Consider the following 26,294-nt stretch of genomic DNA (forward strand, 5'->3'; position numbering starts at 1 on the left):
GCGATGGTCGACCCCGCCGATCCGCTGCTGGTCACCGGCGAGGACCCGGCCGAGGAGTACGTCTCCCGGGGCGGGCACAAGCTCGCGGGCGCGCTGGCCGCGTTCGGCCCCGGTGGGCTGCACGTCGCCGGGCGGCGCTGCCTGGACGCCGGCGCGTCGACCGGTGGCTTCACCGATGTGCTGCTGCGCGCCGACGCCGCCGAGGTGGTGGCCGTTGACGTCGGCTACGGGCAGCTCGCCTGGTCGCTGCGCACGGACGAGCGGGTCCGCGTCCTGGAACGCACCAATGTCCGTACCCTCGATGCTGACGCGATCGGTGGGCCGGTCGACCTCACGGTGGCCGACCTGTCGTTCATCTCGCTGCGGTTGGTGCTGCCGGCGTTGGCCGGCTGCACCCGCGACGACGGTGACCTGGCGTTGATGGTGAAGCCGCAGTTCGAGGTCGGCAAGGACCGGGTCGGTGCCGGCGGTGTGGTCCGCGATCCGGAGCTGCGTGCCGAAGCGGTGCTGGACGTTGCCGCGGCGGCCGCGCGGCTCGGCCTTGGACTTGCCGACGTGGCGGCCAGCCCGCTGCCCGGGCCGAGCGGCAACGTGGAGTTCTTCGTATGGTTGCGCCGGGGCGCACCACCGGCCGACCCGCAGCGGGTGCGGGCCGTGGTGGCGGCCGGGCCGGACGGCCCGACGACGGCCGGCGACGTGCCGGACGTGGCGGCGGCGGAGGAGGTCGCAGGGTGAACGCGCGCAGCGAGGGCACCGGAACGACACGCGGTTGTAGCGGGGCGACGGTGGTGCAACGCCGCCCGGTCCGGGACGGGCGGGTGGCCCGATGAGCCGGACCGCGCTGCTGGTGACCCACACCGGCCGTCGACGCAGCACGGAGCACGCCCGGTCGGTCGCCGCCGACCTGATTGCCGCGGGTTTCGAGGTACGGGTGGTCGCCGACGAGGCCGACGACCTGGACCTGCCCGGCGTGGTGCCGGTCGCCGGCCCGCAGGCCGCCGAGGGCGCCGAGATCGTCTTCGCGCTGGGTGGGGACGGCACGTTCCTGCGCGCCGCCGAGCTGGCCCGGCCGGCGAAGGTGCCGCTGCTCGGCATCAACCTCGGCAAGGTGGGCTTCCTGGCCGAGGCGGAGATCGACGATCTGGACATCGCGGTCCGTGACGTCGTTGGTCGTCACTACACCGTCGACGAGCGGCTCACGCTGGATGTCACCGCCGAGTTCGACGGTGGGCCGACCATCGAGTCCTGGGCGCTCAACGAGATCAGCGTCGAGAAGGGCGAGCGGGCGCAGATGCTCGAGCTGCTCGTCGACGTGGACGGGCGGCCGTTGTCCCGTTACGGCTGCGACGGTGTCGTCTGCGCCACCCCGACCGGCTCCACCGCGTACGCGTTCTCCGGTGGCGGGCCGGTGGTCTGGCCGGAGGTGGAGGCGTTGCTGCTGGTGCCGATCAGCGCGCACGCGTTGTTCAGCCGCCCGTTGGTCACGGCCCCGACGTCCACCTTCGTGATCACCGTCGACCCGTTCACCACCCTCGCCGTGCTCTCCTGCGACGGGCGGCGCGTCTACGACCTCCCACCGGGTGCCCGGGTGACGGTGCGTCGGGGTGCCCTGCCGGTGCGCATCGTGCGGCTGCGCCCCCGCCCGTTCACCGATCGGCTGGTCGCCAAGTTCGGCCTCCCCGTGCACGGCTGGCGCGGCAGCCGCCGGTGACCGTGGGGTACACCGTCGGTGGACGTCGGTTGTCCACCTGACGACATGTCGCCGCTGCGGCGGCTGGCGACTAGTGACCTGGTGACACGCTCCGTCGCAGACTCCGATCGGCCCTCATCTACGGATGGCGGGCCTGGAGGAGTAGAGGAGCACATCGCATGCACTGGTCCCCACGCTGGCTCGCCGTCGGCGCGGTCGGCGCGTTGGTGGTTGGCCTCGCCGCACCGGCGTCCGCCGACCCGCCCGCCCGGCCTACCGGCCCGAAATCGGGCACGCCCGCTCCGGGCGCCGCGCCCGTACGTCTCACGCTGATCACCGGCGACCAGGTCGACCTGGTACAGGCCGCACCTGGCCGGGTCGCCGCCACCGTCCGCCCGGGACCCGGGCGCGAGCGGATCGTGTTTCAGACCATGGAGGTCGACGGCGGGCTGCGAGTGCTTCCCAGCGACGCCCTGCCCTACGTCTCCAGCGGGGTTCTCGACGCCAACCTGTTCGACGTTCAGAAGTTGGCCGCTGACGGTTACGGCGACGCCGCGCAGGGCAACCTGCCGCTGATCGTGCGCTACCAGGAGCCGGCCGCCGGCCGGGTCCGGTCGCTCGCCGTCGCCGCGGACGCCCGCCCTCTGGAGAGCATCAACGGCGCGGCTCTGCGGGTCGGCAAGGGTGACCTTGGCGGCCTGTGGAGCACGCTCGCCGGCACGCCGACCACCCGGACCACGGCCGCCGCGCCCCGGCTGGGCGGTGGCATCGCCCGGATCTGGCTGGACGGGAAGGTCCGCCCGACGCTGGAGCACAGCGTGCCGCAGATCGGCGCCCCGGAGGCCTGGGCGGCCGGCCGGGACGGCAGTGGCGTGACGGTGGCCGTCCTGGACACCGGCGTCGACGCCACCCATCCCGACCTGGCCGGACGGATCGCCGAGGCGCGGGACTTCTCCGACAGCGGCAGCGCCCGTGACGGGCATGGCCATGGCACGCACGTCGCGGCCACCATCGCCGGCAGTGGCAACGCGTCCGCCGGGCTGCGCAAGGGTGTCGCGCCCGGCGCGCGGCTGCTGGTCGGCAAGGTGCTCGACGACGGCGGCTCCGGCTATGACTCGTCCATCATCGCCGGCATGGAGTGGGCCGCCCACTCCGGCGCGAAGGTCGTCAGCATGAGCCTCGGCGGCGACCCGACCGACGGCACCGACCCGATGAGCCAGGCCGTCAACGACCTGACCGCGGAGACTGGCGCGCTCTTCGTGGTCGCCGCCGGCAACGCGGGCGAGGCGCGTACCGTCGGTTCGCCGGGCGCGGCCGCGGCGGCGCTCACCGTCGGCGCGGTGGACCGCGACGACAACCTGGCGGAGTTCTCCAGCCGTGGTCCGCGGCTCGGCGACAACGGCCTCAAGCCGGAGATCACCGCCCCGGGCGTCGGCATCGTCGCCGCGCGGGCCGCCGGGACCACCATGGGTACGCCGGTGGGCGACGCCTACACGACCGCGTCCGGGACCTCGATGGCCACCCCGCACGTGGCCGGCGCTGCGGCGATCCTCGCCCAGGAACACCCGGACTGGACCGCCGGGACGCTCAAGGACGCGCTGGTGAGCACCACGAAGGCCAACCCGGCGCTGACCGTCTTCGAGCAGGGCGGCGGCCGGGTCGACGTGGCTCGGGCGCTCAAGCAGCAGGTGTACGCCTCGGCCACCGCTGACTTCGGACGGATCCAGACCGGCGCCGCGCCGGTCGAGCGGACCGTGACGTACACCAACGGCACGAAGGTCGCGCAGACCCTGCGGCCGGCTCTGGAGCTGCGCAATCTGGACAGCGGCGCGGCCGAGACCGACGGGGTGGCGGTCGCCTCCGGCGCGGTGACCGTGCCGGCGGGCGGAAGCGTCGCCGTGCCGCTGCGTGCCGACCCGGCGAAGCTGGCCCGGGGCCCGCACGGTGGCTGGCTGGTGGCGACCGGTACGGACGGCGTCACCGTGCGCACGCCGGTCGGGCTCACCGTCAGCGGCCCGTTGCGCCAGGTCACCATCAAGGTGTTGGACCGGCAGGGTCAGTTGACCCTCACGCCGGGGTTGACCCTCTTCGGCGAGCAGACCGAGTCGGACTATTGGGGCCCGTGGCCGGGCGAGGGCACCCTCCAGGTCGAGGAGGGCACGTACATGGTGACCGCGATGATCCAGCACGGCGTTCCCCTGGACGAGCAGTTGACCCAGGCCGTCGAGCCAGAGCTGGTCGTCGACCGGGACCTGACCGTGGTACTCGACGCGCGCAAGGGCACACCGGTGCGGATCGAGACGCCGAAGCCCAGCGAGCAGCGGGCCACGCTCAGCTACTACGTGCACCGGGTGTTGGCCAACGGCCGGCAGATCGACCACGGCGTGATGGCCTACAGCACCGTCCAGCAGGTCAACGTCACGCCGACGCGCCAGGTGCGCCAGGGTGAGTTCGAGTTCGCCTCGCGCTGGCAGCTCGTCGCACCGATGGTGGACGCGAAGATCAGCGGGGTGTCCGCTCCACTGGACATCAACCTGCTGGGTACGTCACCGGCACCGACCGGCCGGCGCAAGCTGCCGCTGGTCTGGGCCGGCACCGGGACGCCCGCCGACCTGACCCGGGTGCGGGCGCCGCGGCGCTGCTCGCCACCGACCCGGACCGTTCCGAGGAGGAGCAGGTTGCCGCCGCCGCGGCCGCTGGCGCCGCCATGGTGCTGATCGTTCGGCCGGCGGACTTCTCGGCGTGGACGGTGTGGCGCCCGATCCGGGACCGACTGCCGATCCCGTCGATGGTGGTCGCGTACGACGACGGGCAGCGGTTGATCGCAGCGGCGCGCAAGGGCCGGGCGACGCTCGACCTGACGCTCACCGTGGACAGCCCGTACCTGTATGACGTGTGGCAGGTGTCGAAGGGCCGGGTGCCGGAGCGCATCGTGCACACCGTGACCGCGAAGAACACGGCCGAGGTGACCGCGAGCTATGGCGACACGGGTGCCGGCTGGGCCAGCGAGGAGCGGTTCGGCTGGCGTCCGTGGCAGGAGTACTCCTGGAACGACGACCAGCGCATGGTCCGCACCGGCACCACCCGGCAGGAGTTCGTCAGTGCCGGGGACAACTGGTGGCAGCACCGGGTCCAGCACAAGCTCATGTTCATGCAGTGGGGGCAGTTGGCCGGCGGTCTGACCGAGGAGCCCCGGCGCTACGACGCCGACGACCGGGAGACCGAGACCTGGCACTCCCCGGTGATCCGACCGGCCGTACCGGCCAGCGGCGGGGCGCCCGTGCCCACCCGTACCGGGGACACCCTCGACGTGCGGGTCGCCGAGTTCGTCGACGCCGAGGGGCACTACAGCCTGGCCGGCGACAGTGAGGAGTCGGACACCGTCGAGGCTCGGCTCAGCCGCAACGGGCAGCAGATCGCTGACCTGTCCAGCGGGTGGGCTCCGGTGCCCACCACGGCGCAGCGGGCCCGCTACCGGCTGGACCTGACCACGAAGCGGTCCTCGGAGGAGTGGCGCTACGCCACCCGGACCGACACGGCCTGGGAGTTCACCTCGGCCCGACCGACGGGCGACGCCAAGCCGTTGTCGCTGCTGCAGGTGGACTACCGGGTGCCGGCCGACCTGCTCGGCACGGTACGCGGCAACCGCCCGCACCAGGTGGGGCTGACCCTGCGTCAGCCGGCCGGTGTGTCCGCGCCGACCGGCACCAGCGTCCGTGCGCAGGTCTCCTTCGACGGAGGCGTCACCTGGCGGAACGCGCCGACCAAGGGGTCGGGCACCCGATACACCGCAACCGTGCCGGCCGGGCGCGGAACGGTGTCGCTGCGGGTGCACGCCGCCGACCGGGCCGGGAACACCATCGACCAGACGGTGCTCCAGGCGTACGGGCTGCGCTGATCCGGCTGGGCGGGGCGGCCAGGCCGTCCCGCCCGCTCGTCGAGGGGTCCACCGTTTTCCGGCGGTGGGCCCCTTCGGCGTCAGAGCCAGCCGCGTCGGGCGACCTGGAACGCCAGCCCGGGCCGGGTGTCCACGCCCGCGGCGTCCATCAGGTCGGCGATCCGCCGTTGCACGGTCCGCCGGCTCACGCCGAGCTGAGAGGCGATGGACTTGTCCGGTACGCCGGCCACGAACAGCGACAGCAGCCGCGCCTCGTCGGCGTCCGGCTGGTAAGCGTCACTCGGGTGGTCCTCGGGGTCCGGCCGCCGGCTCTCAGCCGCCGGAACGGCGAGGGGGTCGTCGAGTCGCAGCCGGGTGGACACCCGCCAGTGACTCTCGAAGAGGGCGAGCAGCGCGTCGAGCAGTTGACTGCGGCCGATCACGGCGGCGCTGGGTTCACCGCCGTCGCGGTCGGGCACCAACGGGCAGATGGCGGTGCGGGCGTCCACGATGGCCAGTCGGACCGGCAGCCGGTCCAGGACCCGGGCCTGCTCGCCGGCGGCGACGCCCTTGGCCAGGTCGGTCAGGGCGCCCGGTTCCAGCAGCAGGTCACGCTCGTAGATGGCCCGGTAGCTCACCCCGCGGGCCAGGGCGTCGAACTCCTCGACGTTCTCCGGGCCGGCCATGGCGAGGGGGTTCGCCCGGCAGAACCAGAGCACCTCGGTACGCGCCGAATTCTGCAGATCGCGCAAACGGTCCCGGAGGACCCGGGCACCGGTGATCACCTCGACGAGGTGGTCGACGTGGTGCCGGCGTAGCCCGGACCGGTACTCCTCGGCCAGTTGGGTGACCCGGCGGCGGGCCGCCTCCAGGTCCTCCTGGCGACGCAGCAGCGCCCCGCCGAGGGCGACGTCCGGGGCGGTCGGGTGCAGTGGCCCATCGGGGTCGGTGTCGGTGGGCTGCACCAAACCCTTGGCGCGCAGGGCCTCGACCTGGGCGACGACCTGCTCACGGGGGCGTTGCAGACGAGCGACCAGGTCGTCGACGCGCGCCACCGTGAGCTGGAGCAGGCAGCGGTAGAGCTCCTCTTCAGCCGAGGTCAGGCCAATCACGTCCAACACGGGGCAGAACTGTACGTCGGCCGGGTGCCGGCCGCATCCGGGCCCGTCGGCTGGTCAACTGTCGGGCCTCGCGTCTACTGTCGGTGGCTGTGCTGGAAGAGCTGCGCATCACCGGACTGGGCGTCATCGACGACACCACGCTGCCGTTGACCGGCGGGATGAACGTCATCACCGGCGAGACCGGTGCCGGCAAGACGATGGTGGTCACCGGCCTCGGCCTGCTCTTCGGCGGCCGGGCCGACGCCGGGAGGGTCCGCGCCCAACCCGGCCGGGCGGTCGTGGAGGGGCGGCTGCGCCTGTCCGGGCGGGTCGCCGACGCGGTGCACGCCCGGATCACCGAGGCCGGTGGCGAGCCCGACGAGGACGGCACGGTGCTGCTGAGCCGCACGGTGACGGTGGAGGGGCGGTCACGCGCCCACGTCGGCGGTCGGAGCATGCCGGTGTCGATGCTCGGTGAGGTCGGCGAGCAGGCGGTGGCCGTGCACGGCCAGTCCGACCAGCTGCGGCTGCTGCGTCCGGCCGAGCAGCGGGCCGCACTGGACCGGTTCGCCGGCCCGGCGCACGAGAAGCTGCTCGACGCGCTGCGTGAGGCGTACACCGGGTGGCGGCGGGTGGTCGACGACCTGGCCGACCGGCGGCGCAACGCCCGCGAGCGCAACCAGGAGGCCGACCTGCTGCGGCTCGGCCTCGACGAGATCACCCGCGTCGATCCGCAGCCCGGTGAGGACGACGAGCTGAAGACCGAGGCGCAGCGGCTGGAGCACGCCGAGGGCCTGCGGACGGCCGCGCAGATCGCCCAGCAGTGCGTGGCGGGCGGCGCGGAGGCCGCCGACGAGGCACCCGACGCGGCGGTGCTGCTCGGCACCGCCCGGCGGACGCTGGAGGCGCAGGCCGGCACCGACCCGGCGCTGGGTGAGCTGGCGGCCCGCCTGGAGGAGGCTGCCACGCTGGTCACCGACGTGTCGGCGGAGCTGTCGTCGTACCTGGCGACGCTCGACGCGGACCCGGCCCGGTTGCAGCACGTCTACGAGCGGCGGGCGGCACTGCGCGCCCTGACTCGCAAGTACGCCGACGACGTCGACGGCGTGATCGCCTGGGCTGATCGGGCTCGCACCCGACTGTCCGACCTGGACATGTCCGACGATCTGGTCGACGAGTTGGAGCGGGAGGGTCAGCGGCTCGCCGTCGAGGTGACCGACCTGGCTGGGCGGGTGTCGGCCTCCCGGCAGGAGGCGGCGGTCCGCTTCGCCGACCAGGTCACCGTCGAGTTGGCCGGGTTGGCCATGCCGCACGCGCGGATCGAGGTGGCGGTGCTGCCCCGCCCGGCCGGGCGTGCCGAGCCGACGCTGTCGGTCAACGGCGTCGAGGTGGGTGTCACCTCCGACGGTGGCGACGAGGTGGAGCTGCGGTTGCTGGCCCACCCGGGCGCGCCGTCGTTGCCGTTGCAACGCGGCGCCTCCGGCGGTGAGTTGTCCCGGGTGATGCTCGCCATCGAGGTGGTCTTCGCGGGCTCGGGCGGTCCGCCGACGTTGGTCTTCGACGAGGTCGACGCGGGGGTCGGTGGTCAGGCGGCGGTGGAGATCGGCCGGCGGTTGGCTCGGCTGGCCCGCAGTCACCAGGTGCTGGTCGTCACGCACCTGCCGCAGGTGGCCGCGTTCGCCGACCGGCATCTGGTGGTGGCGAAGGACACGGGCGGCGCGGTGACGACCAGCGGGGTGCGGGTCGTGGAGGACACCGAGCGGGCCCGGGAGTTGGCCCGGATGCTGGCAGGTTTGCCCGATTCGGATCTGGGTATCGCCCACGCTGAGGAGCTTCTGGCAGTGGCCGCCAAGGAAAGGCGGTTGTGACGCCGCGTATTGTGAGCGCAAGCACACCGGCTTGTGCCGACGTGTGCTTCCCTGGGTAGGCGGCCCTGCTCAGGCATGTCGCGACAGAAAAGCCTGCCTCACATGCCAGGATGGTCACGATGCGTCTACCCACGTTGCGCCGGAATCGGAACTCCGAACCGGGCAGAGTCCTCGGCACCGCGCGCCTTGATCGCCGGACGAAACGCCTGGTCGGTCGGCTGCGCCCTGGTGACATCGCGGTCATCGACCACGTCGACCTGGACCGGGTGGCGGCCGACTCGTTGGTCGCTGTCGGTGTCGCGGCGGTGCTCAATGCCAAGCCCTCGGTCTCCGGCCGTTACCCGAACCTCGGCCCGGAGGTGTTGATCGCCGCCGGGATTCCGCTCCTCGACGACCTCGGGGAGGGCGTCTTCGAGCAGATCCGCGAGGGCGATCATGTACGCATCGAGGGCAACACGGTCTTCTCCGGTGACGAGCCGGTGGCCCACGGCAGCCTGCAGGACGCCGAGTCGGTCGCCAAGGCGATGGCCGACGCCCGGGAGGGTCTGTCGGTGCAGTTGGAGGCTTTCGCCGCCAACACGATGGACTACCTGCGCCAGGAGCGCGACCTGCTGCTCGACGGTGTGGGCGTGCCGGACATCGAGACCCAGATGCAGGGTCGGCACTGCCTGATCGTGGTGCGCGGCTACGACTACAAGGCCGACCTGGACGTGCTGCGCCCGTACATCCGGGAGTTCAAGCCGGTGCTCATCGGTGTCGACGGGGGCGCGGACGCGCTGGTCGAGGCCGGGTACACCCCCGACATGATCATCGGTGACATGGATTCGGTCACCGACGACGTGCTGCGCTGCGGCGCCGAGGTGATCGTGCACGCGTACCCGGACGGACGGGCGCCCGGCCTGCCCCGGGTCAACGGCCTCGGTGTGCCGGCGATTCTCTTCCCGGCCGCGGCGACCAGCGAGGACCTGGCCATGCTGCTCGCCGACGAGAAGGGCGCGTCGCTGCTGGTCGCGGTCGGCACCCACGCCACGCTTGTCGAGTTTCTCGACAAGGGTCGCGGCGGGATGGCCTCGACGTTCCTGACCCGGCTGAAGGTCGGCGGCAAGTTGGTCGACGCCAAGGGTGTGAGCAGGCTCTACCGGCAGAGCATCTCCGGTTCCTCGTTGCTGTTGCTGGTGCTGTCGGCGATCGCGGCGATGGCGTCCGCGGTGGCCGTTTCGACCGTCGGGAAGGCGTACCTGGGTGTGGTCGCCGAGTGGTGGGACAATTTTGTGTTCCAGCTGTACCGGCTTTTCTAGTTCCCGACCGATCAAGAGGCTGCAAGCGTGATCAACTTCCGCTACCACGTGGTGTCCCTCACCGCGGTCTTCCTGGCTCTGGCGATCGGCCTGGTGGTCGGCACAGCCGCCCTCAACGGCCCGGTCGCTGACTCGCTCAAGGAGCAGGTCACCGGGCTGCGCAAGGACAACCAGCAGTGGCGTCAGCAGGTCAACAGCATGGAGAAGCAGCTCGCGCTGGAGGAGGAGTTCGCCGAGCAGGTGTCCCAGGTCGTCCTTCCGGGCACCCTCACCGGGCGTCGCGTGCTGGTGCTCAGCCTGCCCAACGGGCGCGACCACACCGAGGGCGTGCTCAAGAAGATCCAGCAAGCCGGGGCGACCATCACCGGCCGGGTCGATCTGCAGGACAAGTTCATCAACCCGGACAACAACTCCAACCTGCTGGAGTTGGCCGTCACCGCCGCCCGCCCGACCGCGCAGACCACCGGCCTGCCTGGCAACGGGCACGGCGTGGAGACCTCCAGCGCGCTGCTGGCCAGCGTCCTGCTGGACCGGGCGCAGGGCGCCGCGCCGGTCAGCGACGCCGATCGGCGGGCCGTGCTCGCCGCGTACAACAACGCCGGCTACCTGACCACCGACAACAACAAGGTCACCGGATCCGCCGAGGCGGTCGTCGTGGTCAGTGGGCAACCGTACGTCGACAAGGACTCCGACAAGCGGGACGAGTCGGTCGTCAAGATCGCCGAGCAGTTCGACCGGACCGGATCGATCGTGGTGAGCGGCAACGGCTCCGTCGGCGGCAACGTGGTGGCCGTGGTGCGCGGCGACCCGGTGCTCGCCCAGACCATCTCCACGGTCGACAACGCCAACACCGTGCAGGGCCAGTTCGTCAGCAGCCTCGCCCTGGCGCAGCAGCTCACCGAAAAGAAGGCCGGCCAGTACGGCGTCGGCGACAACGCGGCCTCCGGCTTCCTGCCTAGACTGCCCCAGTGAGCGAACGACGTACCCCCGTGTCCGGATCCAACAAGGCGGCACGTGAGCGAGCGCAGCGAGCGAACCTGCGGCACAGCGAGGTAGTGGCGTGAGGGCGCTGGGCCGGCTGCTGATCGCGGGCGCCGGTGCCGCGGCGGCCCGGTACGCGCTGCGCGAGGTGCGTACCTCCCCGGCCGGTCCCGCGTTGCAGCGCACCAACTTCCGTGGCCGCACGGTGACCCTGGCCGCCGGGCCCGCGCTCGCCGCCGGTGCGGCCGCCGCCGGCGCGTTCGGTGCCACCAGCGGCGCCTCCGGTGGGGCCGCCCTGGTCGCCGGCCTCGGCGCCGGTGGCGTCGGGCTGTACGACGACGTGGTCGGCGCGCGGCCGGAGCAGAAGGCGGCCAAGGGCTTCGCCGGTCACCTCGCCGCGCTGCGCCAAGGGCGGGTCACCGCCGGCCTGGTCAAGGTCGTCGGGGTGGGTGCCGCCGGGCTGGGCGCCGCCGCGCTGCTCGCCGCCGACCCCCGGGTCGCCGCGCACCCGCGCCGGCAGCGCCACGGCGCGTTCGGTCGGGGCGTCGACGTGCTGCTCGGCGCTGGTGTGATCGCCGGCACGGCCAACCTGATCAACCTGCTCGACCTGCGGCCCGGTCGTGCCCTCAAGTCCGGGCTGCTGCTCGCCGCGCCGCTGACCGGCGGCCCGCACGGCGGGATCGCCGCCGGCGCGGCCGGAGCCGCCGCCGGCGTGCTCCGTGACGACCTGGCCGAGGACGTGATGCTCGGCGACAGCGGCGCGAACGCCCTCGGGGCGCTGCTCGGCGTCGCGCTCGCCGCCCGTACCGGCCCGCTCGGCCGGGCCGGTCTGCTCGCGGTGCTCGCCGGCCTCACCGCCGCCAGCGAGAAGGTCAGCTTCACCTCCGTGATCCAGCGGACCCCGGGGCTGCGTGAGCTTGACGCACTGGGCCGGCGCGCCGACTGACGTGACAAGACCGGCACCCCTCGCCGGCGCCGGCCGGCTGGCCGGGGCAGCCGCGCTCATCGCCGTCCTCACCGTGGCCAGCCGCCTCGCCGGCTTCGGCCGCACCGCCGTGTTCACCTGGAGCCTGGCACCCACCGACCTCGGCGGCGCCTACGTGGTGGCCAACGCGGTGCCGAACTTCATCTTCGAGATCGTCGCCGGGGGAGCGCTGGCCAGCCTCGTCGTACCGCTGCTGGCCGGTGCGGTCGCGGCCGGCGACCGGACGGCCGTTGCCCGGACCACCGGTGCGCTGCTGACCTGGACGCTGGCTCTTCTGGTGCCGCTCGCGCTGCTCGTCGTGCTGTTGGCCGGTCCGGTGGTCGAGTCACTCGGCCACCACCTGACCGCCGCTCAGCAGCAGAGCGGCGTCCGGATGCTGCGGGTCTTCGCGCCGCAACTACCGCTGTACGGGGTCGGCATCGTGCTCACCGGGGTGCTCCAGGCGCACCGCCGCTTCGCCTGGCCGGTGCTCGCCCCGTTGCTGTCCAGTCTCACCGTGATCGTCGTCTACCTGGGCTTCACCGCGACACAGGGCCGGTACGCCACCGTCGGCGGGGTGAGCCCCGGTGGGGAGTTGCTGCTCTCCGCCGGCACCACCCTCGGCGTGGTGGTGCTGTCGTTGTCGCTGCTGATCCCGGTCCGCCGGCTGCACCTGGGGTTGCGGCCCGGGTTCGGGTTCCCCGCCGACGCGCGGGCCCGGGTCGGCGGGTTGGCGGTGGCCGGCGCGGTCACTGTCACCACTCAGCAGATCGCCCTGATCGTCAGCCTGAACCAGGTCACCGCCGGTGCGCGGAGCAACCCGGGCGTCTACAACCTGGCGCAGAGCGTCTACCTGCTGCCGTGGGCGGTGCTGGCGGTGCCGTTGGCCATCGCGGCCTACCCGACCCTGGCGGCGGCACGGGCCGCCGCCGACGAGGACACCTACCGGGCGACCCTGGCACCGGCCGTTCGCGGGGTGCTCCTGTTCAGTTGCCTCGGCACGGCCGCGTTGATCGGGACGGCGGGCCCGGTCGGGCACTTCTTCTTCCCCGCGTCCACGGCCTCGACCGCCGCCGCCGCGATCATCGGGTACGCCCCGGGACTGGTCGGCTACGGCCTCTTCGCGCTGCTCACCCGTGCCCTCTACGCCCGGGGCGAGACCCGGGCGGCGACTGCCGCCACCGCCGCCGGTTTCCTGGTGGTGCCAGCCGTCGTCCTGCTGTTCGGTGCGCTGCTGCCGTTGCGGGATCGGGTGCTCGCGGTGACGTCCGCCAACTCGGTGGGGATGCTGGTGCTCGGGGCGTTGCTGCTCCTGGCGGTGCGGCGTAGCGCCGGCCGTCCCGCACTGGCCGGAGCGGCACGGGCCGGGGCGGCCGGTGGCCTCGCCGGTGTGCTCGCCGCGCTCGCCGGGTGGGGTCTCACCCGATGGCTCGACACGCCGGGCGGCGGCACCCCGACGATGGCGGCGGCACTCGGTCAGGGCATGCTGTCCGGGGTTCTGGTCGGGGCTGTGTTCCTCGCCGTGGTCTGGTTCGTCGACCGGCGGGACGTACAGCCACTGCTCGCCGGGGTGCTGCGGCGTCTGGGCCGGCGGGGGCCACGGGGGCGGGGCGGCGGGCCGACGCCGAGCGCGGACTCCCCGGAGCGGGGCGACGGGAAGGAGACGGCGACTCGATGAGTGAGCCAGCTCTGCCTGCCGGCTGGTCGGGCACCGTCGCGTTGGTGCTCGCCTCCAGCACCGGCGGGGTCGGCCAGCACGTCCGCTCGGTGGCACGTGGCCTCGTCGCGGGCGGCGCGACCGTCCTGGTCTGCGGGCCTGCGGCGACCCAGGAGCAGTTCGACTTCACCGGTGTCGGTGCGCGTTTCGAGCCGGTGGAGATCCCGGCCAGCCCGACCCCGGCCGACGCCCGGGCGGTGCTCACACTGCGTCGGGCGCTCACCGCCGCCCAGGTCGATGTGGTGCACGCACACGGCCTGCGCGCCGGCTTGGTCGCCGTATTGGCCCGTTCCGCCGCCCCGCTGATCGTCACCTGGCACAACGCGGTGCTCGCGGGCGGCTTGCGGGGCGGGGTGTCCCGACTCGTGGAACGGGTGGTGGCCCGGGGCGCCCGGGTGGCCCTCGGCGCCTCCACGGACCTGGTGCAACGGGCCGCCGCGCTGGGCGCCAACGACGCCCGACTCGCCCCGGTCGCCGCGCCGACGTTGCCCGCGCCGCGTCGACGCCCGGCGGCGGTACGCGCCGAGTTCGGGGTCCGCCCGGACCAGCCGTTGATCGTCTCCGTTGGTCGGCTGCACCCGCAGAAGCGCTACGACGTGCTGATCGACGCGGCGGCCCGCTGGCGTACGCGTACCCCACCGCCGGTCGTGGTGATCGCGGGCAGCGGGCCGGCCTACCTGCCGCTGGCTGCCCGGACCTCCGCGGCCCGTGCGCCGGTGACCCTGCTGGGGCACCGCACCGACGTGGCCGACCTGCTCGCCGGCGCCGACCTCGCGGTGGTGACCAGCGACTGGGAGGCCCGGCAGCTGTTCGCCCAGGAGGCGCTGCGCGCTGGCGTACCGCTTGTCGCCACCGCTGTCGGCGGGCTGCCGGAGCTGGTCGGCGACGCTGCCACGCTCGTTCCCGCCGGTGATGTGGACGCGGTCGACACGGCGGTGCGCGCGCTGCTGGACGATCCGGCGGCCCGGACCGAGTTGGGCCGGCGCGGCGCCGCACGGGCGGCGACGTGGCCGACCGAGACGGACACCGTCGCCGCGCTGGCCGCCCTCTACGCCGAGCTGGCCGTGGAACCCACCGGTCCGGCGGCCGCCCCAGGCTCCGACGCCCCGAGAACGGGACACCGGTGATGCTGCGCCGAATCGCTCCCGCACTGTTGACCGTGCTCGTGGTGGCGCTGGGCGTCACCGCGCTCGCCGCCCGCCCACCGCAGGGTATCCCGCAGCGCACCGCCGACTTCGTGGTGCTCGCCGGGGTCGCCGGGCTGCGGTGGGAGGACGTGGATCCGCAGAGCACCCCGACGTTGTGGCGGATGGCCCAGGAGGGGTCGATCGGCTCGCTGTCGGTGCGCTCCGCGCACCGACCCACCTGCCCGGTGGACGGCTGGCTGACCCTGGGGGCGGGCAGCTTCGCCGCGTGGAACGGCAGCCGGGTGGACGGTGGCTGCCCACCGGCCGGGGTGGCCGTGGAGCAACCGGACGGCATCGGCGCGAACCTGCCCGACCAGGAGAGCGTGGTCCAGTACAACCAGCAGCGCCTGGCCTGGGGTGCCGTGCCCGGATCGCTGTCGGAGTCGGTGCGGTGCTCGGTCGCCGTGGGCCCGGGTGCGGCGGTGGCCGCCGCCCGACCGTTCGGCCGCGTCGACCGGTACGCCTCGGCGTTGCCCGCTGATCCTCGGGTGCTGCTCGGCTCGTGCGTGCTGAGCATCGTCGACCTCGGCACGGTCGCGGGGACCGACCCGGCGACCCGCGCCGGGGAGGCCCGCGCGGCGGACGCCCAGCTGGCCCGGGTGCTGGCCGCCCGGCCACCTCGGTCGTTGGTGCTGGTCGCGGGGATCTCCGACACCGACCAGACGTCGCGGCTGCACGTGGCGGTCGCCGACGGGCCAGGCTGGGAGCGGGGGTGGCTCACCTCGGCCAGCACCGGCCGGGACGGATACCTGCAACTCGTCGACCTCGCGCCGACCGCCCTCGCCGCGCTGGGCCGGCCGATGCCGGAGCGACTCTTCCTCGGCCGTCCGGCGACCAGCAGCGGCGACCGTCCGGCCGACCTGGTCGACGCGATCAACGCCCCGGCGGACGCCGATCGGGAGGCGGCCGCCCAGCGGGACGTCTCCGGCCGGTTCTTCACACTGCTCGCCGGTGTGCAGGTGCTGCTGGCGCTCGCCATGCTGCCGCTGCTGCGCCGGGCCCGTCCGCACGCCGGGCCCAGTGGCCCGACCCCCGTCTCCGGGCGGATCGTGGCAGTGGTGGAGCTGCTGCTGGTCGCCGCGGCGTTGACGGTGCCGGCGGCGCTGCTGGCCGACGCGGTGCCCTGGTGGCGCGGCGAGCACCCCGGGTGGATCTTCGCCGGGGTGACCGCGCTGCTGGTGGCCGCCGGCACCACGGCGGTGCGGTTCGCCCCCGGGTACGCGGGCAGCCTCGGCCCGGTCGGCGCGGTGGCCGGTCTCACCACCTTTGTCGTCGGGCTGGACGTGCTCACCGGGGCCAGCCTCCAGCTCAACGGCGTGGTCGGCTACTCCGCGTTGCAGGGCGGCCGGTACGCCGGGTTGAGCACGGTGGGGCTGGGAGTGTTCCTCGCCGGCGCGTTGCTCAGCGGGGGCTGGCTCGCGCAACGGGTGCACCGTGGCTGGCGGCCGGCGGTGATGGTGGCCGTGGGTGGCCTCGCCGTGGTGGTGGTCGGCAGCCCGTACCTGGGTGCCGACCCGGTCGGCGCGATCGCGCTCACCGCCGGGGTGAGCGTCGCCGCCGTGATCAGCGCCGGCGGCTGGTTGACGATCACCCGGTTGGCCTGGGCCACCATGGCCGCCCTGGCGGTCGGCATCGGTTTCGCCGTGGTGGACCTGCGCCGTCCGGCGGCGGAGCGGGGCAGCCTGGGTCGGTTCCTCTCCGCGCTCGGTGACGGCACCGGCGGGTTCACGGTGCACCGATCCAGCACGGAGAATTTCGAGACGTTGGTCAACAGCCCGCTGACCGTGCTGGCGCTGGCCGGTGGGTTGCTGGTGTGGTTCGCCCTGTTGCAGCCGTGGGGTGGGCTGATGCGGCTGTTCGGCATCTACCCGGCGGTCCGGGCCGCGTTGGCCGGCACCGTGGTCGCCGCGGTGATCGGTGGTGTGCTCGACGGCGCGGCGCTGGACGTGATGGGCGCTGCCGCCGCGTTGGTGGTGCCGATGGCCGCCCTGGCGTCGTTGCGGGTGCTCGGGCACGCCGCCGACCGGACCCGCCCGGTCCCGGGCCGCTTCCGCGTGGACGGCGCCGACGACGACTCGGGGTCCGGCGGGGTCGGCCCGGCCGGTGGGGGTGGCGGCCCGACCGTCGGTGGTGGGCCTCTGGGTGCGGTCCATCCCCGTCCCATCAGTGGCCCGCCCGCGAGCGCACCCGCCCCGGATGCGCCGCCCTCGGATCCCTCCGCTGGCGCCGACGACCCGGCGGAGCCGACCGCGAGCGGGTCGACGCCGGATGCCGCTCCGCCGGTGGTCGTACCGCCCCGGCAGGTCACCCGGTCGTCGACCGAGGTTGCCGCTTCCTGAGCGCCGGGCCTCGTCCGGATGACCCGGTGGTGTCGCAGGCGGGGTGCGGCCTGCGGGTACCCGCCCGGGAGGTGTTACCGTCAAATCCCGTGGATCGCGTGATCACTTAGCTGATCAAGCACGGCGGTCTGCATGACCGCGACAGACGACACGGGAGCAGGCCTTGGCCCCATCAGCACGGACGACCAGGCACATTTTCGTCACCGGGGGCGTTGCCTCCTCGCTGGGTAAGGGCCTTACCGCCTCCAGCCTCGGCAACCTGCTGACCGCGCGCGGGTTGCGCGTCGTGATGCAGAAGCTCGACCCCTACCTGAACGTCGACCCGGGGACGATGAACCCGTTCCAGCACGGTGAGGTCTTCGTCACCGAGGACGGTGCCGAGACCGACCTCGACGTCGGGCACTACGAGCGTTTCCTGGACCGGGCGTTGTCCGGGAAGGCGAACGTCACCACCGGCCAGATCTACTCCGACGTGATCGCCAAGGAGCGGCGCGGCGAGTATCTGGGCGACACCGTTCAGGTCATCCCGCACATCACCAACGAGATCAAGTCGCGGATCCTGGCGATGGCCGACCCGGACGAGGACGGCCAGCTCCCCGACGTGGTGATCACCGAGGTCGGCGGCACGGTCGGCGACATCGAGTCGTTGCCGTTCCTGGAGGCGATCCGCCAGGTCCGCCACGACCTCGGTCGGGACAACTGCTTCTACCTGCACGTCTCGCTGGTGCCGTACCTGGCGCCGTCGGGTGAGCTGAAGACCAAGCCGACCCAGCACTCGGTGGCGCAGCTGCGCAACATCGGTATCCAGCCGGACGCGATCGTGCTCCGCTGCGACCGGGAGATCCCGGTGAAGCTCAAGGAGAAGCTGTCGCTCTACTGCGACGTGGACACCGAGGCGGTCGTCGCCGCCCCGGACGCCCCGAGCATCTACGACATCCCGAAGGTGCTGCACCGTGAGGGGCTCGACGCGTACGTGGTGCGTCGGCTCGGCCTCTCCTTCCGGGACGTGGACTGGACCAGCTGGGACGACCTGCTGGAGCGCGTGCACCGCCCCCGGCACACGGTCACCGTCGCGGTGGTCGGCAAGTACGTCGACCTGCCCGACGCGTACCTGTCGGTGAGTGAGGCGATCCGGGCGGCAGGTTTCGGCCACCGGGCCCGGGTGCAACTGCGCTGGGTGCCCAGCGACGAGTGCGTCACCCCGGCCGGCGCCGCCGCTGCCCTGGCCGGCGTGGACGGCATCCTCATCCCCGGCGGCTTCGGCGTGCGCGGCATCGAGGGCAAGATCGGCACCGCCCGGTACGCCCGGGAGAACGGCATCCCGCTGCTCGGCCTCTGCCTCGGTCTGCAGTGCATGACCATCGAGGTGGCCCGGCACCTGGCCGGCCTGGACGGCGCCAACTCGTTGGAGTTCGACGAGCAGGCCGCGCACCCGGTCATCGCCACGATGGCCGACCAGGAGGACATCGTCGCCGGCAAGGGCGACCTGGGCGGCACCATGCGGCTCGGGGCGTACCCGGCGACGCTGACCGAGGGCTCGATCGTCGCCGAGGCGTACGGCAGCACCGACATCAGCGAGCGGCACCGGCACCGTTACGAGGTGAACAACGCCTACCGGGACGCGCTGACCAAGGCGGGCCTGCACGTCTCCGGCACCTCGCCGGACGGCCGGCTTGTCGAGTTCATCGAGCTGGACCGGAGCCTGCACCCGTTCTTCGTGGCCACCCAGGCGCACCCAGAGCTGAAGAGCCGCCCCACCCGCCCGCACCCGCTGTTCGCCTCGTTCGTCAAGGCCGCGGTGGCGTACTCGCAGGCCGACCAGCTGCCCGTCGACCTGGACGCGGCGACGGAGGCCCCGACGACGCGCAAGGCCGCCCGCAACGGCGCCGCGACGAAGGCGGCGTCCGCGTCGTGACCGAGATCGAGCACCGCTACGAGGTGCGTTCCCGCGAGGAGCGTTACCGGGGTCGGATCTTCGACGTGGTCACCGAGGAGGTGACCATGCCGGGCGGCGGGACCGGGCTGCGCGACCTCGTCCGGCACGTCGGCGCGGTCGCCGTGGTGGCGCTCGACGACGCCGGCCAGGTGGTGCTGATCCGGCAGTACCGGCACCCGGTCGGGCGGCACCTGTGGGAGTTGCCCGCCGGGCTGATGGACGTCTCCGGTGAGGAGTTGCCGGCCGCCGCGTTGCGGGAGCTGGCCGAGGAGGTCGACCTCACGGCCGGTCAGGTCGACGTGCTGGTCGATCTGCACAGCTCGCCCGGGTTCACCAACGAGTTGGTGCGGGTCTTCCTGGCCCGGGACCTCGCCGAGGTGCCGGTCGCCGAGCGCCACGAGCGCCACGACGAGGAGGCCGACCTCCAGGTCGTCCGGATCGACCTGGACGAGGCGGTCGCCATGGTCCTGGCCGGTGAGATCACCAACGCGTCCGCGGTGGCCGGGCTGCTCGCCACGGCCCGCGCCCGCGACACCGGTTGGTCGGCGTTGCGCCGGGCGGACGCGCCGCTGCCACGCTGAGCGTCGTCGTCTGTCCAGCCGGCGAGGGGGTACGCGCGAAGGGGCCCCGCGGTCAGCCGCGGGGCCCCTTGCCGTCGGTCGGGTCTATCAGTCGCGCAGCGGCCGGCCCTGCGCGTCCGTGCCGCCGTTGACCAGGATGAGGATGCCGTCGATGAGGCCCCAGAGCGCGCCGACACCGCAGGTCACGAGGCTCACCACGAGCTGGAGAACGGCGATCTTGGTGTGTCCGGTGTAGAACCGACCGGCGCCGAAGGTGCCGAGCAGGATGCCGAGGATGCCCGCGACGACCTTGCTCTTGTCGGAGTGATCCGGGGCGTACCCGGGCTGGTAAGGGGGTGTGGTCATGGGCGGACATGATAGTGATCCACTTACTCGATGTCCGCATCAGCTTCCGACAGATGGGACGATGATGGCCGAACAGTGTCCTGACGGCTATGAGGCGCTGCGCCGCCCATTCCGGGCCTGGGGCCCTGACACTCCGTCAGGACACCCGGGTACCGGATGCCACTGTGCTGGCTCACGGCGCGGTCGCACGCGCCTAGACTGCCGCCGGCGGGACCGGTGGACCGCGGTGGCAAAGGGGCCATTGCGGCACCGAGCAGTCGGGGGAGAGCAGCCCCGAAGAGAGGTGTCTGCATCGTGAAGGTCGGAATCCCACGCGAGGTCAAGAACCACGAGTACCGCGTGGCGATCACGCCAGCGGGCGTCAACGAGTTCACCCGCAGTGGCCACGAGGTCTTCATCGAGTCCGGCGCCGGGCTCGGCTCCAGCATCACCGACGAGGAGTTCGCCGCCGCCGGCGCGAAGATCCTGGCCACCGCCGACGAGGTGTGGGCGACCGCCGAGCTGGTGCTCAAGGTCAAGGAGCCGATCGCCGAGGAGCACCACCGGATGCGCGAAGGGCAGGTGCTCTTCACGTACCTGCACCTGGCCGCCTCCAAGGAGTGCACTGACGCGCTGATCGACCGCAAGGTCACCGGCATCGCGTACGAGACCGTGGAGCTTCCCGACCGGTCGTTGCCGCTGCTCGCCCCGATGTCCGAGGTGGCTGGCCGGCTCGCCCCGCAGGTCGGCGCCTTCTACATGATGCGTACCGGCGGTGGGCGCGGCGTGCTGCCGGGCGGTGTCTCCGGGGTGTACGCGGCCAAGACCGTGGTCATCGGCGCCGGGGTCTCCGGCCTGAACGCCGCCGCGATCGCGCTGGGCCTGCAGTCCGAGGTGCTGCTGCTGGACAAGAACGTCGCCCGGCTGCGGTCGGCCGACGCCATCTACCGCGGCCACCTGCAGACCGTCGCCTCCAACGCGTACGAGGTCGAACGGGCCGTGCTCGACGCCGACCTGGTCATCGGCGCGGTGCTGGTGCCCGGCGCCAAGGCACCGAAGCTGATCTCCAACGAGCTGGTCTCCCGGATGAAGCCGGGCAGCGTGCTCGTCGACATCGCCATCGACCAGGGCGGCTGCTTCGAGGACTCGCGCCCCACCACGCACGCCGACCCGGTGTACAAGGTGCACGAGTCGATCTTCTACTGCGTCGCGAACATGCCCGGCGCGGTGCCGAACACCAGCACGTACGCCCTGACCAACGTCACCCTGCCGTACGCCCTGGAGTTGGCCAACCACGGCTGGCGTGAGGCACTGCGTCGGGACCCGGCGCTGGGGCTGGGCCTGAACACCCACGACGGCCACGTCACCTACGGTCCGGTCGCCGAGGCGCACGGCATGGACGTGCTCCCGCTGGCCGACGCGCTGGCCTGAGCGGTGGCGGGCTGACCGGCAACACGGACTCCGCCGGCGTGGGCGAACAGCCCACGCCGGCCCTGCGCCGTGCCGTCCGAGGCTACCTCGACCACCTCACCGTCGAACGTGGTCTGTCCGCGAACACGCTCGCCTCGTACCGTCGGGATCTGGACCGCTATCTCGCGACCCTGGCCGATGCCGGCGTCGCCGACCTCGCGTCGGTCGGCGCCGGCCTCGTCGAGTCGCACCTGGCGCGGTTGCGCGCGGGCGACGACGCACACCCGCCGCTGGCGGTCTCCTCCGCCGCCCGCGCGGCCAGCGCGGTACGCGGCCTGCACCGTTTCGCCCTGCGCGAAGGCCTGGCCGGCGGCGACCCCAGCCGCGACGTCCGCCCGCCCACCCCGCCGCGCCGGCTGCCCCGGGCGCTACCGGTCGACGACGTGGTCCGGCTGCTGGAAACCGCCGGGCCGATCACCGCCACCGGCGACGACGCGCCCCTCGCGCTGCGCGACCGGGCGCTGCTGGAGTTTCTGTACGGCACCGGCGCGCGGATCTCCGAAGCTGTCGGCGCCGCCGTGGACGACGTCGACACCGACGAGGGCACCGTGCTGCTGCGTGGCAAGGGCGGCCGGGTGCGGCTGGTGCCGATCGGTGGGTACGCCGTCGACGCGGTCCGCGCCTACCTGGTCCGGGCCCGTCCTGGGCTGGCCGCCGCCGGGCGAGGCACCCCGGCGGTCTTCCTCAACGCCCGCGGCGGCGCGCTGTCCCGCCAGGGCGCCTGGGGCATCCTGCGCCGTGGCGCGGGCCGGGCCGGGCTCCCCGTCGACGGGCCGGCCGCCGTTTCCCCGCACACCCTGCGCCACTCGTACGCCACCCATCTGCTCGACGGCGGCGCCGATGTGCGGGTGGTGCAGGAGCTGCTCGGCCACGCATCGGTGACCACCACGCAGGTCTATACCCTGGTCACCGTCGAGCGGCTGCGCGAGGTGTATGCCACGTCCCACCCGCGTGCCCGGGGCTGAGCCCGTTCACGGTCGGTGCCGACACGCCGGGCAGGTGCCGAACCCCTGCTGGTCGGTGGCGTACAGTCGGCATCGGCGCGGACCTCCTGGGGCGACACGACCGGGGTGCGCAGCGGCGCCGCGAAGGACGTCGGACGGCTCCGACGCCGGGTGGGTCGTCGGGAGGGGGCAACGAGCACATGGCTGGCAACGGTGACCGTGCCGAGACCTGGACGTCGGAGCTCCGCGAGCAGCAGGCCACGCTCGGCGCGGACCTCGGTCCAGCGGACCCGGCGGCGTACACGATGCGCAAGCCCATTCCTGAGCCGATGCCCACTGATCGGCACGGCCCTGCGCGCATCATCGCGATGGCCAACCAGAAGGGTGGCGTCGGCAAGACCACCACCACCATCAACCTGGGCGCGGCCCTTGCCGAGTACGGCCGCAAGGTGCTGCTGGTCGACTTCGACCCGCAGGGCGCGCTCTCGGTGGGGCTGGGAGTCAACCCGCACAACCTCGATCTGTCCATCTACAACCTGCTCATGCAGGACGACATCCTCGCCGAGGACGTGGTCATCAAGACCGACGTCGCGGGGCTGCACCTGCTGCCGGCCAACATCGATCTCTCCGCCGCCGAGATCCAGCTCGTCAACGAGGTGGCCCGGGAGATGGCCCTGGCCCGGGTGCTGCGTACGGTCCGCAAGGAATACGACTACATCCTGATCGACTGCCAGCCGTCGCTCGGCCTGCTGGCGATCAACGCGCTGACCGTCGCGCACGGTGTGCTCATCCCACTCGAGTGCGAGTTCTTCAGCCTGCGCGGCGTCGCGCTGCTGCTGGACACCATCGACAAGGTGCGCGAGCGGCTCAACTTCGACCTGGAGCTTGAGGGCATCCTCGCCACCATGTACGACAGCCGCACCACGCACTGTCGGCAGGTCCTCCAGCGGGTCGTCGAGGCGTTCGGTGACAAGGTCTACCAGACGGTCATCACCAAGACGGTGAAGTTCCCCGAGTCCACGGTGGCCGGTGCGCCGATCACGACGATGGACCCGGCGTCCTCCGGGGCACGCAACTACCGTCAGCTGGCCCGCGAGGTGATCGCCGCCCAGTCGGAGCGGTAGCCGGACCGCCCGGTGCCCGCCTCGTGGACTACGGTCGTCCGGTGACCGCGCCACCCCTCGACCCGCCGCAGGCCGCTGCTCCGGCCGTGGTCGACGGCGTGCCGCCCGCCGATTCCGCTGCCACCGGCTTCACCGTCCGGCTGGCCAACTTCACCGGCCCGTTCGATCTGCTGCTGCAACTCATCGGCAAGCACAAGCTCGACGTCACCGAGGTGGCCCTGCACACGGTCACCGACGAGTTCATCGCCTACATCCGGGCCATGGGCGACAACTGGGACCTGGACGAGGCCAGCGAGTTCCTGCTCATCGCCGCGACCCTGCTCGACCTGAAGGCGGCCCGGCTGCTGCCCTCCGCCGAGGTGGAGGACGAGGCGGACCTCGCCCTGCTGGAAGCACGGGACCTGCTCTTCGCCCGGCTGCTCCAGTACAAGGCGTACAAGGAAGCGGCGGCGCACATCGCCGAGCTGGAGGCCGTCGGCGGCCGGCGGTATCCGCGGGCGGTCAGCCTCGAACCCCGGTACGCCGAAGCGCTGCCCGACCTGGTGCTCGGCATCGGCCCCCAACGGCTGCTGAAGCTGGCCGTGAAGGCGATGACCCCGAAGCCGGTGCCGGAGGTCTCCATCGCCCACGTGCACATGGTCCGGGTCAGTGTCCGAGAACACGCGGCGATCATCAGCGCCCGGCTGCGCCGGGCCGGCACGGCCACGTTCTCCCTGCTCTGCGCCGACTGCGAGGCGACCCTGGAGGTGGTGGCGCGTTTCCTCGCGCTGCTGGAGCTGTATCGGGAGGGCCTGGTGTCGTTCGTGCAGGAGCAGGCCCTGGAGGAGTTGACCGTGCGCTGGACGGGCCCGGTCGACGGCGACACCGAGCTGCACGTCGACGAGTACGCCGGCACCCCGGCCGACGAGGAGCCCGCCGGCGAGGCCGAGCCGGTGGTGGTTGAGCCTTTGGTGGTTGAGCCGGTGGTGGTCGAGGCTTTGGTGGCTGAGGACGCGGGCGGCGTGTCGGTGGGGGAGGCCGGGGGATCGGGCGGGATGGGAACGACGGAGGGTGCTGGGGATGAGTGACGAGGAACGCCGGGACTCCGGGGATTCCCTGGCCGATCAGGCCGCCGCCTGGATCCCCCCGTGGGAACGCCCCCGCCCTCCCGCTTCCACCGCCGCTTCCACCGCCTCTTCCACCGCCGCTGAAGCCAACGACGACAGTGGCGTCGACGTGCCGCTGGACGCGTCCGGCACCGCCGCGCCCGCTACCGGCGCGCCCGTCGTTGGGGCAGATCGTGGGGGGAAACCGTCCCTCCCGGGGCCGGAATCGTTGGACGAGCCGGGTGAGCCGACTGAAGCGGTCGAGGCGGACGAGCTTGTTGAGCCCGGCGGTGCGGGTGGGGACCCGGCCGGCAGCGCTGCGGACGCGGCGGACGCGGGCGCTCAAGCCGTACCCCGTCGGCAGCCGGCGGCCCGGCGGCGGGCGCCCGTTGTGCCGGAGCCCGCGCCCGAGCTCTCCGACGCCGAGTTGCGCGGCGCCCTGGAGGCGATCCTGCTGGTGGTCGACGAGCCGGTCAGCGAGTTGGTTCTGGCTCAGGTGCTGGAGCAGCCAGCCGAACGGGTCGGGCCGATGCTCGACGAGATCGCCGCCGGCTACACCTCGGCCGGGCACGGGTTCGAGTTGCGCCGGGCGGCCGGCGGGTGGCGGCTGTACACCCGGCCGGAATACGCTACGTACGTTGAGCGGTTCGTGTTGGACGGGCAGTCCGTACGGCTGACCCAGGCGGCGTTGGAGACGCTCGCCGTGGTCGCCTACAAGCAGCCGGTGACCCGTTCGCGAATCTCAGCCATCCGGGGTGTGAACTGCGACGGGGTCATCCGTACGCTGGTCACCCGCGGCCTCGTCGAGGAGTGCGGCACCGAAACGGACAGCGGGGCGTTCCTGTACAAGACCACCACGCTGTTCCTGGAGAAGCTCGGGCTGAACACCGTTGACGAGCTGCCGCCCCTCGCACCCTTCCTGCCCGACGACGTAGAAGAGCTTGCTGATGCGACCCGATAACCGTTCCCCCAAACCCGACGCCCCTGTCTTCGAGGGGGCTGAGCGCCTGCAGAAGGTGCTCGCCGCCGCCGGCGTGGGTTCCCGGCGTGCCTGCGAGGACCTGATCTTCCGCCGCCGGGTCACCGTGGACGGGCGGGTCGCCAAGCTCGGCGACAAGGTCGACCCGGCCACCGCCGTGATCCACGTGGACGGCGAGCGCCTCCAGGTCGACGTCCGCCTGGTCTACGTGGCGATGAACAAGCCGCGCGGGGTGGTCACCACCATGGCGGACGAAAAGGGACGCAACGAGCTGTCCGACTTCATCGGCGCCCGGCTGGAGCAGCGGGTCTACCACGTCGGGCGGCTCGACGCGGACAGCGAGGGCCTGCTGCTGCTCACCAACGACGGCACCCTCGCGCACAAGCTCATGCACCCCTCGTACCAGGTGCTGAAGACCTACCTCGCCGAGGTGGTCGGGCCGATCCCGCGCAACCTGAGCAAGCGGCTGTTGGCAGGGGTCGAGCTGGAGGACGGGCCGGTCAAGGTCGACTCGTTCAAGGTGGTGGACACTCTGGGCAAATCCGCCCAGGTGGAGCTGAGCCTGCACGAGGGCCGCAAGCACATCGTCCGGCGGCTGATGGAGGAGGTCGGCCACCCGGTCACCCGGCTGGTGCGTACCTCGATCGGCCCGATCCGGCTGGGTGACCTGCGCACCGGGCGGATCCGGCGGTTGACCAACGCCGAGGTCGCCGCCCTGTTCAACGCCGTGGGTGACTGACCCCCGGGTTCGGGGTACGGCAGCCGGTAGGCTCCGTAACGGCCGAGACGCGGCCGCTGGAGGTGGCGTGGGTCGCCTCCGGCGGAGTCGC

21 protein-coding genes (1 of these 21 only partly in view) are annotated in these 26,294 nt (G+C 72.8%); 19 read left to right on the forward strand and 2 right to left on the reverse strand.

Annotated elements, in window-relative coordinates; translation table 11 throughout:
- The 4 genes from PCA76_RS12425 to PCA76_RS12440 all read left to right on the forward strand — a co-directional run.
- On the forward strand, window positions 1-735 hold the 3' portion of the coding sequence (locus PCA76_RS12425) for a TlyA family RNA methyltransferase (protein WP_272617731.1). Its footprint begins 129 nt before the window's first position; 735 of the gene's 864 nt are visible here — the last part of the coding sequence; the start codon falls outside the window, past its left edge; the stop codon is at window positions 733-735.
- A gap of 91 nt (window positions 736-826) precedes the next feature.
- Window positions 827-1,711 (forward strand): NAD kinase, encoded by an 885-nt coding sequence (locus PCA76_RS12430; RefSeq protein WP_272617733.1) that lies wholly within the window; start codon window positions 827-829, stop codon window positions 1,709-1,711.
- A 158-nt stretch (window positions 1,712-1,869) separates the two neighbouring features.
- Complete coding sequence (locus PCA76_RS12435; RefSeq protein WP_272617735.1) at window positions 1,870-4,407, forward strand: S8 family peptidase; 2,538 nt, start codon at window positions 1,870-1,872, stop codon at window positions 4,405-4,407.
- Complete coding sequence (locus PCA76_RS12440; RefSeq protein ID WP_272617737.1) at window positions 4,398-5,588, forward strand: hypothetical protein; 1,191 nt, start codon at window positions 4,398-4,400, stop codon at window positions 5,586-5,588. Before PCA76_RS12435 ends, PCA76_RS12440 begins: the two co-directional genes overlap by 10 nt.
- A gap of 80 nt (window positions 5,589-5,668) precedes the next feature.
- Here PCA76_RS12440 and PCA76_RS12445 read toward each other — a convergent pair whose 3' ends face one another.
- Window positions 5,669-6,688: a helix-turn-helix domain-containing protein gene (locus PCA76_RS12445; protein WP_272617739.1), complete on the reverse strand. Its 1,020-nt coding sequence runs from the start codon at window positions 6,686-6,688 to the stop codon at window positions 5,669-5,671.
- A gap of 89 nt (window positions 6,689-6,777) precedes the next feature.
- Between PCA76_RS12445 and recN the strand changes: the two genes are divergently transcribed.
- The 9 genes from recN (at window position 6,778) to PCA76_RS12490 (ending at window position 19,538) form a co-directional block, all read left to right on the forward strand.
- On the forward strand, window positions 6,778-8,535 hold the full coding sequence (gene recN, locus PCA76_RS12450; protein WP_272619349.1) for a DNA repair protein RecN: 1,758 nt from the start codon (window positions 6,778-6,780) through the stop codon (window positions 8,533-8,535).
- A 119-nt stretch (window positions 8,536-8,654) separates the two neighbouring features.
- Entirely contained in the window at window positions 8,655-9,833 is a 1,179-nt protein-coding gene (gene steA, locus PCA76_RS12455; protein WP_272617741.1) for a putative cytokinetic ring protein SteA, read from the forward strand.
- A 27-nt stretch (window positions 9,834-9,860) separates the two neighbouring features.
- Window positions 9,861-10,805, forward strand: a complete 945-nt coding sequence (locus PCA76_RS12460; protein ID WP_272617743.1) for a copper transporter — start codon at window positions 9,861-9,863, stop codon at window positions 10,803-10,805.
- An 88-nt stretch (window positions 10,806-10,893) separates the two neighbouring features.
- A complete protein-coding gene (locus PCA76_RS12465; protein ID WP_272617745.1) occupies window positions 10,894-11,760 on the forward strand; it encodes a hypothetical protein in 867 nt (288 codons plus the stop codon).
- A 1-nt stretch (window position 11,761) separates the two neighbouring features.
- On the forward strand, window positions 11,762-13,456 hold the full coding sequence (gene murJ, locus PCA76_RS12470; RefSeq protein ID WP_272617747.1) for a murein biosynthesis integral membrane protein MurJ: 1,695 nt from the start codon (window positions 11,762-11,764) through the stop codon (window positions 13,454-13,456).
- On the forward strand, window positions 13,453-14,622 hold the full coding sequence (locus PCA76_RS12475; RefSeq protein ID WP_272617749.1) for a glycosyltransferase family 4 protein: 1,170 nt from the start codon (window positions 13,453-13,455) through the stop codon (window positions 14,620-14,622). Before murJ ends, PCA76_RS12475 begins: the two co-directional genes overlap by 4 nt.
- Entirely contained in the window at window positions 14,622-17,021 is a 2,400-nt protein-coding gene (locus tag PCA76_RS12480) for a hypothetical protein (protein WP_272617751.1), read from the forward strand. The genes PCA76_RS12475 and PCA76_RS12480 overlap by 1 nt, the downstream gene beginning before the upstream one ends.
- A 163-nt stretch (window positions 17,022-17,184) precedes the next feature.
- Window positions 17,185-18,936 (forward strand): CTP synthase, encoded by a 1,752-nt coding sequence (locus PCA76_RS12485; protein WP_272617753.1) that lies wholly within the window; start codon window positions 17,185-17,187, stop codon window positions 18,934-18,936.
- The gene (locus PCA76_RS12490) at window positions 18,933-19,538 is read left to right on the forward strand and encodes an NUDIX domain-containing protein (RefSeq protein ID WP_272617755.1); all 606 of its coding nucleotides are present in this window, start codon (window positions 18,933-18,935) and stop codon (window positions 19,536-19,538) included. Before PCA76_RS12485 ends, PCA76_RS12490 begins: the two co-directional genes overlap by 4 nt.
- An 87-nt stretch (window positions 19,539-19,625) precedes the next feature.
- Here PCA76_RS12490 and PCA76_RS12495 read toward each other — a convergent pair whose 3' ends face one another.
- On the reverse strand, window positions 19,626-19,883 hold the full coding sequence (locus PCA76_RS12495) for a TM2 domain-containing protein (RefSeq protein ID WP_272617757.1): 258 nt from the start codon (window positions 19,881-19,883) through the stop codon (window positions 19,626-19,628).
- 294 nt (window positions 19,884-20,177) lie between these two features.
- On the opposite strand from PCA76_RS12495, the gene ald reads away from it, so the two are divergent.
- The 6 genes from ald to PCA76_RS12525 all read left to right on the forward strand — a co-directional run bounded on the left by ald (window position 20,178) and on the right by PCA76_RS12525 (window position 26,203).
- Window positions 20,178-21,293, forward strand: coding sequence for an alanine dehydrogenase (gene ald / locus PCA76_RS12500; protein WP_272617760.1), 1,116 nt, complete (start codon window positions 20,178-20,180; stop codon window positions 21,291-21,293).
- Window positions 21,294-21,331: 38 nt separating this feature from the next.
- Window positions 21,332-22,297, forward strand: coding sequence for a site-specific tyrosine recombinase XerD (locus tag PCA76_RS12505; RefSeq protein WP_272617762.1), 966 nt, complete (start codon window positions 21,332-21,334; stop codon window positions 22,295-22,297).
- 179 nt (window positions 22,298-22,476) lie between these two features.
- Window positions 22,477-23,400 (forward strand): ParA family protein, encoded by a 924-nt coding sequence (locus PCA76_RS12510; RefSeq protein WP_124817891.1) that lies wholly within the window; start codon window positions 22,477-22,479, stop codon window positions 23,398-23,400.
- A gap of 41 nt (window positions 23,401-23,441) precedes the next feature.
- Window positions 23,442-24,467, forward strand: coding sequence for a segregation and condensation protein A (locus PCA76_RS12515; RefSeq protein ID WP_442930223.1), 1,026 nt, complete (start codon window positions 23,442-23,444; stop codon window positions 24,465-24,467).
- Window positions 24,460-25,446 (forward strand): SMC-Scp complex subunit ScpB, encoded by a 987-nt coding sequence (gene scpB, locus PCA76_RS12520; protein WP_272617767.1) that lies wholly within the window; start codon window positions 24,460-24,462, stop codon window positions 25,444-25,446. The genes PCA76_RS12515 and scpB overlap by 8 nt, the downstream gene beginning before the upstream one ends.
- Window positions 25,433-26,203, forward strand: a complete 771-nt coding sequence (locus tag PCA76_RS12525; protein WP_179778442.1) for a pseudouridine synthase — start codon at window positions 25,433-25,435, stop codon at window positions 26,201-26,203. The genes scpB and PCA76_RS12525 overlap by 14 nt, the downstream gene beginning before the upstream one ends.
- The last annotated feature ends 91 nt before the right edge of the window (window positions 26,204-26,294 follow it).

The organism is Micromonospora sp. LH3U1 (genome assembly GCF_028475105.1).
Classification (GTDB): Bacteria; Actinomycetota; Actinomycetes; order Mycobacteriales; family Micromonosporaceae; genus Micromonospora.